Here is a 13,250-nt window from a genome sequence, read left to right on the forward strand (position 1 = left end):
AGGAAACAAAATGAAAATAGCTGTAGATGCAATGGGTGGGGACAATGCTCCTCAAGTAATTGTTGAAGGTATTGAACAAGCACGAGACGAATGGGATAATCTGGAGTTCGTTTTATATGGCGATCAAGAAAAAATCAAAAAGTATTTGAAAAATGATACAAGAATCTCTATCGTTCATACGGATGAAGAAATTTTAGGAACTGATGAACCAGTCAGAGCCATTCGTTCTAAAAAGAACGCATCAATGGTTTTGGCTGCTAAATCAGTAAAAGATGGTGAAAATGATGCTCTCTTTTCACTTGGAAATACTGGAGCATTATTAGCAGCTGGAATCTTTATCGTTGGTAGGATTAAACAAGTGGATCGTCCAGCTTTGATGCCAACTTTACCGGTAACTAATTCTTCTTTAGGTGTTAATATTCTTGACGTTGGTGCCAATGCCGAAGCTAAACCTAGTTATTTACAACAGTGGGCTGTAATGGGTTCAATTTATGCTCGTGATGTTAAGAAAATTGATAAACCACGTATTGCTTTGTTAAATAATGGTACAGAATACGATAAGGGTGATACGCTACATAAAGATGCCTATCAATTATTGAAAAATACTGAGGGCATCAATTTTATTGGTAATGTTGAATCAAATAATATTTTAGCTGGTGTGGCTGATGTTATCGTTACAGATGGCTTCACTGGAAATGCAGCTTTGAAGGCAACCGAAGGAACTGCGACAATTCTTTTAAGTGAGTTGAAAGATGCCTTGCTAAACAACGGTATTTTTACTAAAATGGGTGCAGCTATCGTTTCACCATCATTAAAGGGGTTAAAAAAGATGTTTGATACATCTCAAGCCGGTGGTGCTGTTTTACTCGGACTGAAGTCACCAGTAATTAAAGCACACGGTGCCGCAGACGCTAAGACAGTCTTTTATACAGTTAAGCAAATTAATGATATGCTACAGAATGATACAATTAATAAAGCAAATAAGTATTTTGAAAAAATGAGTACGGAAAAATAAGGAGAAACTCCATGACAGAGCAAGAAGTTTTTGACAAAATCGTTTCATTAATCACTGATAAGTTTGAAGTTGAACCATCAACAATTACTAAAGAAACATCATTCACTAAAGATCTTGATGCTGATTCAATTGACCTTGTTGAATTTGTGCTTGAACTAGAAGATGCTTTCGGTTCAGAAATTCCAGATGACGACGCTGAAAAGATTACAACAGTCGGTGAAGCAGTTACTTATATTTCTTCACATCAAAAATAAGGCCGCGTGGTCTTATTTTTTTATCCGGATAATTATTTATGATAAAAGTTTAGTATAATTAATGTTATTGGAAAGGGGACACGTTATGTTAGATCCGAAATTCTTAGAATTTTTAGATGAAAGATACGGAATTAAGTTTAACGATAAAAAGCTCGTTGAAAGAGCTATGACACATTCGTCATTTGATAATGAACACAAGGAATTAGGTATTGGTGATTATGAACGTTTGGAATTCTTGGGTGATGCCGTTCTAGAAATCAATATTTCTCGTTATTTATTCAAAAAATATCCTGAATTACCTGAAGGTAAGTTAACAAGATTAAGATCCGACATTGTCAGAACTGATAGTTTTGCTCGTTTTGCTAAAGAAATTAATATTGATAAATACCTTTTGATTGGTAAAGGTGAAGAAAAACAAGGTGCACGTCAAAGACATACATTGTTGGAGGATATTTTTGAGGCTTTCAATGGTGCCTTGTACTTGGATCAAGGTAATGAAGTTGTAAATGAATTTTTAAAGAAGGTTGTTTATCCACATATCGATTCAGGTGAATTTTCTGAAGATACAGACTTTAAAACTCACTTGCAAGAGAAGTTACAACAATCTGGTGAAGTAGAAATTGATTATAAAGTGATCGATGAAGAAGGTCCTGATCACGATAAGAAGTTCAAAGTAGAATTAATTGCTAATGGTAAAATCTTGTCCAAGGGTCTTGGATACAGTAAGAAGCACGCCGAACAAATGGCAGCCAAAAGAGCATTAGAGGAATTATAGTAGGAGTTTAGTTTATGCCATTAAAATCGTTAACGATCAATGGGTTTAAATCTTTTGCTGACAAGACAAAGATTGACTTTACAAGTGGAATCACTGGTATCGTCGGACCCAACGGGAGTGGAAAATCAAATATCACAGAAGCCATTCGTTGGGTAATGGGTGAACAATCAGCAAAGAGCCTGCGTGGAGACAAAATGGTCGATGTGATTTTTGCTGGTAGTGCAACACGTCCTCAAATGAATCGGGCGGAAGTTGTTTTAGAGTTTGATAATCGTAATCATGAATTGAAATCGTCACAAGATGAGATTGTTATTTGTCGTCGTCTATTTAGAAATGGTGACACTGAATTTTTAATTAATAATAAGCAGTGTCGCTTACGTGACATTACAGAATTATTTATGGATTCAGGGATGGGAAAACAATCATTTTCTATTATTTCCCAGGGACGTGTTGAAGCAATTTTCAATAGTAAGCCGGTTGAAAGAAGAAGTATTATCGAAGAATCAGCAGGAGTTTCTTTGTTTAAACAGAAGAAGCAACAGGCTGAAAATAAAATGTCTGAAACTACAGATAACTTACATCGTGTTTCAGATATTGTCTCTGAATTATCTAAGCAAGTGGAACCCTTGAAAGAGCAAGCTAGTATTGCTCGCGATTATCAAGAACAAAAGAGTAAATATGATAGCATTTATCAAAAAATCTTAACTATCGAAATTAGAAATTTATCAGCTCAAAAGCATCAAATTGATAAAGAATTGCGTGAAGTTAAGCTGAGTGCTCAGAATATTGCTAGAGAAGTCAAAGTTGCTAATAAACAGGTCGAAGACAACAACGCTGCTATCAATGATTTGACACAAAAAATCGATGAGAATCAGACTAAATTAGTTGAGAATACCCGCACACTTGAAGTTTATAACGGTAAAGTAGCTGTAGCGGATGAACGTAGTGGTTTCAATTCAACTAATCAGCTTTCTTTAAAGAAACAGTTAGATGATTTAAAGAAACAAAAAGAAATCAATGAAAAAAAATTGGCTAATTCTAATCAAAAATTGGCCGATTGTGAAGCACAGATTGCTGATTTTCAGAAGCAATTGAAAGATGTTCAACAATTAAAACAAAAGACTCCAGCTGATATTGAAAAAAATATTAGTGACCTTCGTGATCAATATGTCGATTTATTGCAGAAACAAGTTTCTAACAATAATGAACAGAACTTTTCACAGAAGCAATTGGATCGAATTCAAGCTCAAATCAATGATCAAAAGCAACAAATTCAATCAATTAATAGTGATTTGGCTGAATCAAAAGAGAAACACCAAAAAATTGAAACAAAGGTTAAAACTTTAGTTACCGATAATAAATCTTTGATTGAACATGATCAGAATCTAGCTAAAGAAATCGATCAAATAACTGAGACCGGAAAACAAGAGAATCGTAATTACTTGAATGTCTTGGAAGGTCTTCAAGAAATTAAAGCACGTAAAAAAGTTCTAGAAAATATGGAACAAGAACATGCCGGTTTCTTTGAAGGCGCTAAAAATGTCTTGAATAATCAGTCCAAATTGACTGGGATTGTTGGCGCTATTGCTGAATTAATTTCAGTACCTAAAGAGTATCAATTAGCGGTTGAGACAGTCGTAAGTAATCAATTACAATCAATTGTTACTGAAGATGAGGCTTCCGCTAAACAGGCTATTGCATTTTTACGTCAAAGTCGTGGTGGTCGAGCTACTTTCTTGCCTCTAAACATCATCAAACCACGTAGTATTTATGCTAATGACTTGAACAAAGCCCAAGCAATCGCAGGTTTTGTTGGAGTCGCTAGTGACTTGATCGAATATGATGGTAAGGTTGAAAATATTGTAAAAAATATTTTAGGTAATTTATTAGTTTCCGAGAATATTGACGCTGCTACTAGAATTTCGGCCGCAGTAGGCCGTAAATATCGTGTCGTGACTTTGGACGGTAATGTGGTCAATGCTGGTGGTTCTTTAACTGGTGGACAACAAAGAAGAGTCAATTCTAATATTTTGACAAGAAAAGATGATTTAACTGCTTTGACAAAAGAGTTATCTAAGAAGGAAATTCTACTTGATCAAAAGCAAAAGATTGTTCAGGATTTACGTCAAAAATTAATGGGATTGAATGCTGAAAAGAAGACGGCTGATGAAAAATTAGCCAGCTTTAATCAGGAAAAGAATCAATTAGAGAATTCAATATCAACTTATCAAAATGAAGAGAAACATTTTAAAGAACGTTTGGATGTTGTAGAATACAGTCTCTCTAAGAATCAGACGGAAGAATCAGATCTGAAATCTGACTTGGAAAAACAAATACAATTGGCTAATGATATCAAGGATAAGATTGCTCAAGTTCAAGATGAGATTAAGCAAAAAGAACAAATCCTGGCCGATTTTGATAATGAATTAAGTTCAATTAACGAAAATGAACAAAATTTGCAGACTAAATTAGCAGTTGTTCAGAGTAAACATGAAAATGAACTGGCTCAGAATAATGATTTGAAGGAAAGTACAGTTAGTCTTGCTCGACAAGTAACAGAAGTTGAGGAACGATTGAAAGACTTGAATTCTGAGAAGGATAAATTACAATTAAGCAATTCAGAAGTAAAAGAAAAAATCAATCAATTGAAACGAACAATTACAAAACTTCAAGACAATGCTACCGATTTGAAGGGGAAACGTCAGAAGCAACAAGAATTATCTACTCAATTGAATGCGAAAGCTCAACGTAATTTTGATCTACAAAAGAATGCCTCTGATCAACAGGAGACATTGGCTATTAAGAATACAAAGCTTTCTAATGAAATTGATAGTCGTTTAGATATTTTGTCGCAGGATTATCAATTGACTTATGAGGCTTCATTAGTTGAATTGAATAAGGGCGACTATGATTCCGAGCAACTACAAAAAGAGGCTCGTTTGCTTAAAATGGGAATCGATGAGTTAGGAACTGTTAATTTATCGGCCATTGCTGAATATGATAAAGTAAAAGATAGATATGAATTTTTAACACAACAACAAAATGATTTGTTAAAAGCTCGAGCACAATTATTAGACACAATGTCGGAAATGGATAAGGAAGTAACGACTAGATTTAAAAAGACATTTGATGAAGTTGCAGATGCCTTTGAAGAAATTTTCCCAGAGATGTTTGCTGGTGGTCGTGCCAAATTAGTACTAACCGAACCTGATAATCTTTTGGAAACAGGAATTGAAATTATTGCTCAACCACCAGGGAAGAAATTTCAACGTTTGAGTTTGTTATCTGGTGGTGAAAAAGCGTTAACGGCTATTACATTGTTGTTTGCCATTATCAAAGTGAAACCAGTACCATTCTGTATTTTAGATGAGGTTGAAGCTTCACTTGATGATGCTAATGTTTATCGTTTTGCTAATTATTTGAATCAATATGATGACAATACGGAATTTATTGTGATTACTCACCGTAAGGGGACCATGATGAATGTTAACCGTTTGTATGGAGTAACCATGGAAGAATCTGGTGTATCACGTATGTTGTCCGTCGAAGTCAAAAAATAAGGAGTTAATTATGGGATTATTTGATCGTATTAAAAAAGCCTTCACTGGAAAAGATGATTCTAAAGATGAAAAATTAGAAGAAAAAGTTCCTGAAGCTGAAAAAGAACCTGACCAAAATGTTGAATCCGGCAAAACTTCTGATGATTCCGATAAAACAGAGGAAACACCTAAGGAAACTAAAGAATCAACTCCAGAGGTTAAAACAGAACTGGATTTGGAATCAGAACCTAAATCAGAACCTAAATCAGAACCTAAATCAGAACCAGAGCTAGAAACAAAGGAAGTTGAAAAAGAACCAGAAGAAGTTCAACCTAAGCAGGTAGAACCTCAGATTGAAACATCAGAGATTAAAGAACCAGTGGAGTCTAAGGAGTCTGAACCAGAAGAGACACAAACAGAGACAACAACTACTTCTGAAGATGTTGAGGTCGAAAAGGAAACAACATCTGAAAATATTAAAGTAAACGAAGAAGTTAAATCCGAAGAGTTAGAAGAGTCAGAGGAAGCTGAATCAGAAACTGAAAAAGAACCTGAGGAAGAAGCCAAAGACGATGTTAAAGAATACGATGAAGGATTGAAAAAAAGTCGTAACTCTTTCAGTGCTCGTTTTAATCGTTTCCTGGCTAATTTTAGAAGTGTCGACGAAGACTTCTTCGATGATTTGGAAGAGTTATTGATTGAATCGGATGTTGGTTATGAAACAGCTATGCGTATTTCCGACGAATTACGTGAAGAAGTAAAACTTGAAAATGCTAAAAAACGTTCCGATGTTTCTAACGTTATCGTTAAAAAATTGGTCGATATGTATGGTGAAGAAGGTAAGGATGAAGATAATACTCTGAAATTTAGTACTGATAAGACACCAACAGTCTTTTTGTTTGTTGGTGTTAATGGTGCCGGCAAGACAACAACAATCGGTAAACTAGCACACAGATATCAGCAAGAAGGTAAAAAAGTTTTACTTGCCGCAGGTGATACATTTAGAGCTGGTGCGATTGAACAACTTCAAGAATGGGGTAAACGTGTTAATGTTCCTGTTCAAGCAAGTAAAGCACACACTGATCCAGCTTCAGTTGTGTATGATGCTGTTCAAAGAGCAGTAGACGAAGATTTCGATATTTTATTAGTTGATACAGCTGGACGTTTACAGAATAAAGAGGGTTTGATGCGTGAATTGGAAAAGATCAAACGTGTTATTACTCGTGAATTGCCTGATGCACCACAAGAAGTATTATTAGTATTGGATGGTTCAACTGGTCAAAATGCCTTAAGTCAAGCTAAGCAATTTAATGAAACAACTGCTGTTTCAGGTATTGTGTTGACAAAACTTGATGGTAGTTCCCAAGGTGGAATTGTTTTAGCTATTCGTAATGAACTACATATCCCTGTGAAGTTAGTTGGTTTGGGAGAACAAATGAATGATTTGCGTGATTTTGATCCCGAGAAGTTCATTTATGGACTGTTTAAGGAACTAATTGTTGGAGCTTCAAATAAATAAAATGAAGATAGATGAAACCACACGCGTGAATCTGTTGTATAATTTTTATCATTCTTTATTAACTAAGAAACAGAGTCGTTATATTGAGCTTTATTATGTTGAAGACTTTTCACTTAGTGAAATTTCTGAACAGTTAAAAGTTTCACGACAAGCGGTTTTGGATAATTTGCATCGTACTGTTAATTCATTGGAGTCTTTTGAACAAGAATTAGGATTAATTAAAAAGACAACTGAAATTGATGATATTGCCGATACTTTGCAAACCTTAGTCGAAAAAAAATATTCCAACGATAAAGAACTTTTAGATTTAGTACAGAGAATTTTAAAAATAAATGAAAATTAATAGGAGAAGAATATGGCTTTTGAAGGATTAAGCGAACGTCTACAAAAAGTTTTTTCTACCTTAAAGGGTAAGGGAAAACTTTCTGATGAAGATATTCGTAAAGTAATGCGTGAAGTACGTATGGCTTTACTTGAGGCCGATGTTAACTTTGATGTTGTTAAGAGCTTCGTTAAGACAGTTAGAGAACGTGCTTTAGGTGCCGAAGTAATGGATAGTTTGACACCATCGCAACAAGTTATCAAAATTGTTGATAAAGAGTTAACTAAGTTAATGGGACAAGAAGCTGTTCCATTAAACAAATCAGCTCATATACCAACAATTATCATGATGGTTGGTTTGCAAGGTGCTGGTAAAACTACAACAGCTGGTAAATTAGCTAATTATCTTAAAAATGATAAAAAAGCTCGTCCAATCTTTATTGCTGGGGATGTTTATCGTCCAGCCGCTGTTGAACAGTTAAAGACTATTGGACAACAATTAGATGTACCCGTATACGATGAAGGAACAGAGCATGATCCTGTTGACATCGTTCGTAATGGGTTAAAAGTTGCTGACGAAAATAAAAATGATTATGTAATTATTGATACGGCCGGACGTTTGGAAATTGATGAGCAATTGATGGAAGAATTAACGCGTATCAAGGAGTTAGCTCATCCAGATGAAATCTTGTTTGTCGCTGATTCCATGACTGGTCAAGTAGCTGCTAAAGTAGCTGCTGGATTTGATGAACAATTGGATATCACCGGTGTTGTTTTAACTAAGTTAGATGGTGATACCCGTGGTGGTGCAGCACTTTCAATTCGTTCCGTTACTGGTAAACCAATTAAGTTTATTGGACAAGGTGAAAAACTAGATCAATTAGATGTTTTCCATCCGGATCGTATGGCCAACCGTATCCTTGGTATGGGTGATATGTTGACCTTGATTGAGAAAGCTCAATCAGATTATGATGAAAAACAAGCTAAAGAAGTAGCCGAAAAGATTCGAGAGAATAGTTTTGACTTTAATGACTTTATTGATCAAATGGATCAAATTCAAAAAATGGGTCCTTTGGATGAAATCATGAAGATGATCCCAGGTATGGCTAATAATCCAGCTTTAGCTAATATCAATATTGGTGAAAAGGATATTGCTCATTTAAAGGCAATTGTTTACTCTATGACACCAAAAGAACGTGAAGATCCTGATTTGTTAAATCCTTCAAGAAGAAGAAGAATTGCCAAGGGTTCAGGACAAAGTATTCAAAATGTTAACCGTATGATCAAACAATTCAAACAATCACGAGACATGATGAATAAGATGAGTAAAGGTAACATGGCTGGAATGGACCAACTTATGGGCAACGGTATGCAAGGACGTCTTGGTAAGATGGCAATGCATTCAATGGTCCGTAAGAGTAAGAAACGTAAGAAGAAACGCTTAAAGAAGATTAAACGATTCAAATCATAGAGTGCAGTAGAGAGCGGTCAGCCCACGAGGATCCGCCTAAGTATTGAAATTGCCCGCGTACCGTGTGGGTGATTCCAATACTGTAGCAAACCGCCCCTACGCAGCTCATTTCAAATAGAGAGCATAGTAAGCCCGTTTCCACTATTCAACATTGAACATTGGTTATTAAAAAATAAGAAATAAAAAAAGAGAGTGGTGTAAAGAAAAAAACTTTACACCACTTCTTTTTTTGTGTATACTAACAAAGTTAAGTATTTAGGAGGAAACAAACATATGTCAGTTAAAATTAGAATGAAACGTATGGGTAGCAAATTACGCCCATTTTATAGATTAGTTGTTGCAGATTCACGTTCACCACGTGATGGCCGCTTTATTGAACAAGTTGGTTACTACAACCCAATCTCACAACCAGAAGAAATCAAACTTGATGACGACAAGATCGTTGAATGGTTGAACAAAGGTGCACAACCTTCAGATACAGTTCGTCACTTGTTGAAACAACATGGTATTATGCAAAAGTTCCATGAAAGCAAGTTTACAAAATAGTTATTTTGATGGGGCCAGATAAAACGATGTTTTGTCAGGGTCCTATTTATTTATCACGGAGGAAAAATGACCGAAAAATTATATCGAGTTGGTACTATCGTCAATACGCATGGTATTAAAGGTGAATTAAGAGTCGTTCCAATTACAGATTTTCCAGAAGATCGTTTCAAGGCAGGTTCTAAGTTAGTCTTTAAAAAGAATAATTCTAGTGAAGAATTCACAGTAGAGTCAGCTCGTAAACATAAGAATTTTGTTCTTTTGAAACTAAAGGGATATGACAACATCAACGATGTTGAAAAGTATGTTAAATCAGAACTTTTTGCTAGTGGTGAATTAACTTCCGAATTAAACGAGGGTGAATTTCTTTATAAGCAAATCATTGGTTTGCAAGTAGTGGATAAAAACCTTGGTGAAATTGGAAAGATTACTGAGATCATGGAATTAGGTCCAAACGATGTTTGGGTTGTAAAAGGAACTAAATATAAGGAAGTTTTATTGCCTTATATTGAAGATGTTATTAAGAATGTTGATCTCGACAAGCAAATTGTTGAAGTCGAAATACCGGATGGATTGATAGATTAATGGATATTACAATTTTAAGCATTTTTCCAAGAATGTTTCAGGCGCTAAATGAATCTTTGATTGGTAAAGCTCAAGAAAGGGGACTCGTTAATATTGATGTAGTTGATTTTCGTGATTTTACAACGAATAAACAGCATCATGTTGACGATACAACCTATGGTGGTGGGGCAGGCATGCTTTTGCAAGCTCAACCAATTTACGATGCTATGGATTATGTCGAAACGAAAAAGCCAGGTCGGAAACGGGTAGTCCTACTCGATCCAGCTGGTAAAACTTTCAATACAAAAATGGCACGTGACTTTGCTAAAGAAGATCAATTAGTTTTTATTTGTGGACACTATGAAGGTTTTGATGAACGAGTTAAAGATCTAGTTACGGATGAAGTTTCAATCGGTGATTATATTTTGACTGGTGGTGAATTACCCACTATGAGTATGATTGATGCGACATTACGTTTTGTACCTGGAGTTTTAGGTAATTCGTTTTCTGCTGAGGAAGAATCGTTTTCGAACGGCTTGTTAGAGTATCCACAGTATACTAAACCAGCTGATTTCCGTGGTAAGAAGGTTCCAGATGTTTTGACAAGTGGTGATCATGAAAAGATTCGTCTTTGGAGATTAACACAAGCCTTGAAAAAAACTTTGGAACGTCGACCAGATTTATTGGAAACTGCAAAGCTGACGGATGAAGAAAAGAAATTACTCAGAAAAATTCGTCAAAATATATAGTTTACAAGTTCGTCCAAATAAAGTATCATTGTAAGAGTGTTTGGACACATATTAACGATATTCCGCTGTATGTCAGAGATATATAAGAGTGTCGAATTAGGGAGAAATTATTCATGAATGAATTAATTCAAGATATTACAAAAGAACAATTACGTTCTGACATTCCTGACTTCCGTAGCGGTGACACTATTCGTGTACATGCTAAGGTTGTTGAAGGTACTCGTGAACGTATTCAATTATTCGAAGGTGTCGTAATCAAGAGACATGGCTCAGGTATCAGTGCTACATACACTGTACGTAAGATGAGTAATGGTGTTGGTGTTGAAAGAACATTCCCATTGAACACACCTCGTGTAGAACAAATTGAAGTTATCAGACATGGTCGTGTACGTCGTAGCAAGCTTTACTACCTACGTGCTCGTACAGGTAAGGCTGCTCGTATTAAGGAACGTCGTCGCGACATCTAATTAATACATTTTAATGCAACTAAACTTCAAAAAATAAACCATCACGTTGAATTTTATAATTCAATGATGGTTTATTTTTTTATATATTTAATTGAAAATCTGATTGAAATATTCCAAGTAAAATTTTTGATCTTTTGGAGTTGCAACAATTTTAGTAACACTAGTATTTCGAGGCTCGGGGATACTCATCATGTCCTGGGGTTTAAGAACATCTAACGCGGCGGCCTTAACAGTAAAACCGTGTGTAACGCAGATAAGTTTGTCATTGGGGTATTTATTCAGGGCATCTTCTAAAAAGCCGTGTACCCGTGTAACAACGTCTTCAAATCGTTCTCCATCGGTGGCATACTTCGTATAGAATGGTAAAACGTCATTCCAATATTCATTGTAGGCATCAGGATGAATTTTCTTTAAATCAGCATTTTTTTGTCCGTCCCATTGTCCATAAGATATTTCCACCAATCTTTTATCATAAGAGATTGGTAAATTGGCCTGTTTATTCAAAATTGTAGCTGTCTGTTGAGCACGCTTTAAAGGGCTACAGATAATACGATCTGCAAAGCTGATATCAAAATTCTGAGCCAGAGTCTGGGCTTGTTGTTGACCGTGATCATTTAAGTAAGTCATTTCGGTATTAATATTGCCTTGTTTCATTTTCATCACGTTGGCTTTAGTTTGTCCATGACGGATGAGATAGAATTCAGTCATAATTTCTCCCTCGTGGTTAAATTATTATCTATTATAGAAGAAGTTTTGCAGATAATAAAAAAATCACTCCGCAAAAGAGTGATTTAAAAAATTTGTGAACGATATAATCCAACAACTTTACCAAGTATCTCTACGTTATCTAAGATAATTGGATCCATTGTATCGTTTTCAGGTTGTAGGCGGTAATGTCCATTTTCTTGATAGAATCTCTTGCAAGTGGCTTCGATATCTTCAGTCATAGCGATAACAATTTCACCATTATTGGCAAAATTTTGTTCATGTACTATAACGTGGTCACCATTGTAAATACCACAATTGATCATACTTTCTCCGTGAATTTCAAGCATGAATAATTCACCAGAATCACGATTTAAGTCAGGTGGAATTGGAAAATATCCATCGGGATTACGTTCAGCTGTGATTGGTTGTCCAGCAGCAACAGTACCGAGGATAGGAATTTGTTTTGATTTGATACCGATGGAATTTAAACCTGCACCAGTAAGTTCGATTGCCCTAGGTTTAGTAGGGTCACGTTGAATAAAACCTTTTTTTTCAAGACGAGATAGATGACCATGTACCGTTGATGTAGATGATAAGTCTACAGCTTCGCAGATTTCTCTGACAGTGGGCGGATATCCATGTTCATCTAAATAATCATAAATACATTGTAGAATTTGTGACTGTTTAGAGCCTTCAGCTTTTGACATTAGAACACCTCATTGTTAATATCTTAATTAGATTGTATCAAAATATGAATACAAGTTCAAACAAGTGTTCGATATAATGGGGAGAGTTAAAATTATGAACGAACAAGAAGAATTGCTCAAAAAAATTAATAAATTAGCTCATAAGGCTAAAGATGGAACTATTACTAAAGAAGAAGAAGATCAACAAGCCGAACTTAGAAAAGAATATTTGAAGAATTTTCGTGCCAGTTTTAGATCCCAACTTGAAATGACACGTGTGTTTGATAAGCAAGGAAATGAGGTCACACCGGAGAAAGTTAGAGAGATTCAACGTAAAAAAGGTTTACGTGACGATTAACACTTTCAATTAGAGTGATTTTTTTGTAATATTAATAGATGTATGGAAAGGGTGAAACATAAATGGGAACAACAATAATCGTTGGTATTATAGCCTTATTAATCGGTTTAGTTGGTGGATTCTTTATTGCCAGATGGTATATGAAGAAGTACTTCCAAGATAATCCACCAATCAGCGCAGATATGATTAAGCAAATGATGGCTCAAATGGGACAAAAACCATCACAAAAGAAACTTAACCAATTAATGAGTACTATGAAAGCATCACAAAAAAAGAAGTAG

At 35.3% G+C, this 13,250-nt stretch carries 15 protein-coding genes; 13 read left to right on the plus strand and 2 right to left on the minus strand.

Annotated features, from left to right (window positions below; translation table 11 throughout):
* The first annotated feature begins 10 nt into the window (after window positions 1–10).
* From plsX to rplS, 11 genes are all read left to right on the plus strand, one after another.
* On the plus strand, window positions 11–1,015 hold the full coding sequence (gene plsX, locus ACI6PB_RS04765) for a phosphate acyltransferase PlsX (RefSeq protein ID WP_025085697.1): 1,005 nt from the start codon (window positions 11–13) through the stop codon (window positions 1,013–1,015).
* 11 nt (window positions 1,016–1,026) lie between these two features.
* Complete coding sequence (gene acpP, locus ACI6PB_RS04770; protein ID WP_025085698.1) at window positions 1,027–1,269, plus strand: acyl carrier protein; 243 nt, start codon at window positions 1,027–1,029, stop codon at window positions 1,267–1,269.
* Window positions 1,270–1,354: 85 nt separating this feature from the next.
* Window positions 1,355–2,044, plus strand: coding sequence for a ribonuclease III (gene rnc, locus ACI6PB_RS04775; protein ID WP_025085699.1), 690 nt, complete (start codon window positions 1,355–1,357; stop codon window positions 2,042–2,044).
* Window positions 2,045–2,058: 14 nt separating this feature from the next.
* Entirely contained in the window at window positions 2,059–5,604 is a 3,546-nt protein-coding gene (gene smc / locus ACI6PB_RS04780; RefSeq protein WP_056955833.1) for a chromosome segregation protein SMC, read from the plus strand.
* A 10-nt stretch (window positions 5,605–5,614) separates the two neighbouring features.
* The gene (gene ftsY / locus ACI6PB_RS04785) at window positions 5,615–7,102 is read left to right on the plus strand and encodes a signal recognition particle-docking protein FtsY (protein ID WP_309511028.1); all 1,488 of its coding nucleotides are present in this window, start codon (window positions 5,615–5,617) and stop codon (window positions 7,100–7,102) included.
* Window position 7,103: 1 nt separating this feature from the next.
* Window positions 7,104–7,445: a YlxM family DNA-binding protein gene (gene ylxM, locus ACI6PB_RS04790; RefSeq protein WP_025085701.1), complete on the plus strand. Its 342-nt coding sequence runs from the start codon at window positions 7,104–7,106 to the stop codon at window positions 7,443–7,445.
* A gap of 12 nt (window positions 7,446–7,457) precedes the next feature.
* Window positions 7,458–8,894: a signal recognition particle protein gene (gene ffh, locus ACI6PB_RS04795; RefSeq protein WP_025085702.1), complete on the plus strand. Its 1,437-nt coding sequence runs from the start codon at window positions 7,458–7,460 to the stop codon at window positions 8,892–8,894.
* Between the two features lie 273 nt (window positions 8,895–9,167).
* On the plus strand, window positions 9,168–9,440 hold the full coding sequence (gene rpsP, locus ACI6PB_RS04800; RefSeq protein ID WP_010019451.1) for a 30S ribosomal protein S16: 273 nt from the start codon (window positions 9,168–9,170) through the stop codon (window positions 9,438–9,440).
* A gap of 66 nt (window positions 9,441–9,506) precedes the next feature.
* The gene (gene rimM, locus ACI6PB_RS04805; RefSeq protein WP_025085683.1) at window positions 9,507–10,022 is read left to right on the plus strand and encodes a ribosome maturation factor RimM; all 516 of its coding nucleotides are present in this window, start codon (window positions 9,507–9,509) and stop codon (window positions 10,020–10,022) included.
* Window positions 10,022–10,750, plus strand: a complete 729-nt coding sequence (gene trmD / locus ACI6PB_RS04810; protein ID WP_025085682.1) for a tRNA (guanosine(37)-N1)-methyltransferase TrmD — start codon at window positions 10,022–10,024, stop codon at window positions 10,748–10,750. The genes rimM and trmD overlap by 1 nt, the downstream gene beginning before the upstream one ends.
* A gap of 113 nt (window positions 10,751–10,863) precedes the next feature.
* Window positions 10,864–11,217, plus strand: coding sequence for a 50S ribosomal protein L19 (rplS, locus tag ACI6PB_RS04815; protein ID WP_025085681.1), 354 nt, complete (start codon window positions 10,864–10,866; stop codon window positions 11,215–11,217).
* Between the two features lie 87 nt (window positions 11,218–11,304).
* On the opposite strand, the gene ACI6PB_RS04820 is transcribed toward rplS, so the two are convergent.
* On the minus strand, window positions 11,305–11,925 hold the full coding sequence (locus ACI6PB_RS04820; RefSeq protein ID WP_309511026.1) for a histidine phosphatase family protein: 621 nt from the start codon (window positions 11,923–11,925) through the stop codon (window positions 11,305–11,307).
* An 83-nt stretch (window positions 11,926–12,008) separates the two neighbouring features.
* Window positions 12,009–12,632, minus strand: a complete 624-nt coding sequence (lexA, locus tag ACI6PB_RS04825) for a transcriptional repressor LexA (protein ID WP_404327817.1) — start codon at window positions 12,630–12,632, stop codon at window positions 12,009–12,011.
* Between the two features lie 94 nt (window positions 12,633–12,726).
* Between lexA and ACI6PB_RS04830 the strand changes: the two genes are divergently transcribed.
* A complete protein-coding gene (locus ACI6PB_RS04830) occupies window positions 12,727–12,969 on the plus strand; it encodes a DUF896 domain-containing protein (RefSeq protein WP_025085678.1) in 243 nt (80 codons plus the stop codon).
* Between the two features lie 62 nt (window positions 12,970–13,031).
* A complete protein-coding gene (locus ACI6PB_RS04835; protein WP_025085677.1) occupies window positions 13,032–13,250 on the plus strand; it encodes a YneF family protein in 219 nt (72 codons plus the stop codon).

The organism is Companilactobacillus paralimentarius (genome assembly GCF_963227125.1).
Taxonomy (GTDB): Bacteria; Bacillota; Bacilli; order Lactobacillales; family Lactobacillaceae; genus Companilactobacillus; species Companilactobacillus paralimentarius.

What these genes read in the sequence shown, in the direction of transcription:
- plsX (WP_025085697.1), top strand. Translation starts at nt 11, where the DNA reads ATGAAAATAGCTGTAGATGCAATGGGTGGGGACAATGCTCCTCAAGTA.
- acpP (WP_025085698.1), top strand. Translation starts at nt 1,027, where the DNA reads ATGACAGAGCAAGAAGTTTTTGACAAAATCGTTTCATTAATCACTGAT.
- rnc (WP_025085699.1), top strand. Translation starts at nt 1,355, where the DNA reads ATGTTAGATCCGAAATTCTTAGAATTTTTAGATGAAAGATACGGAATT.
- smc (WP_056955833.1), top strand. Translation starts at nt 2,059, where the DNA reads ATGCCATTAAAATCGTTAACGATCAATGGGTTTAAATCTTTTGCTGAC.
- ftsY (WP_309511028.1), top strand. Translation starts at nt 5,615, where the DNA reads ATGGGATTATTTGATCGTATTAAAAAAGCCTTCACTGGAAAAGATGAT.
- ylxM (WP_025085701.1), top strand. Translation starts at nt 7,104, where the DNA reads ATGAAGATAGATGAAACCACACGCGTGAATCTGTTGTATAATTTTTAT.
- ffh (WP_025085702.1), top strand. Translation starts at nt 7,458, where the DNA reads ATGGCTTTTGAAGGATTAAGCGAACGTCTACAAAAAGTTTTTTCTACC.
- rpsP (WP_010019451.1), top strand. Translation starts at nt 9,168, where the DNA reads ATGTCAGTTAAAATTAGAATGAAACGTATGGGTAGCAAATTACGCCCA.
- rimM (WP_025085683.1), top strand. Translation starts at nt 9,507, where the DNA reads ATGACCGAAAAATTATATCGAGTTGGTACTATCGTCAATACGCATGGT.
- trmD (WP_025085682.1), top strand. Translation starts at nt 10,022, where the DNA reads ATGGATATTACAATTTTAAGCATTTTTCCAAGAATGTTTCAGGCGCTA.
- rplS (WP_025085681.1), top strand. Translation starts at nt 10,864, where the DNA reads ATGAATGAATTAATTCAAGATATTACAAAAGAACAATTACGTTCTGAC.
- ACI6PB_RS04820 (WP_309511026.1), bottom strand. Translation starts at nt 11,925, where the DNA reads ATGACTGAATTCTATCTCATCCGTCATGGACAAACTAAAGCCAACGTG.
- lexA (WP_404327817.1), bottom strand. Translation starts at nt 12,632, where the DNA reads ATGTCAAAAGCTGAAGGCTCTAAACAGTCACAAATTCTACAATGTATT.
- ACI6PB_RS04830 (WP_025085678.1), top strand. Translation starts at nt 12,727, where the DNA reads ATGAACGAACAAGAAGAATTGCTCAAAAAAATTAATAAATTAGCTCAT.
- ACI6PB_RS04835 (WP_025085677.1), top strand. Translation starts at nt 13,032, where the DNA reads ATGGGAACAACAATAATCGTTGGTATTATAGCCTTATTAATCGGTTTA.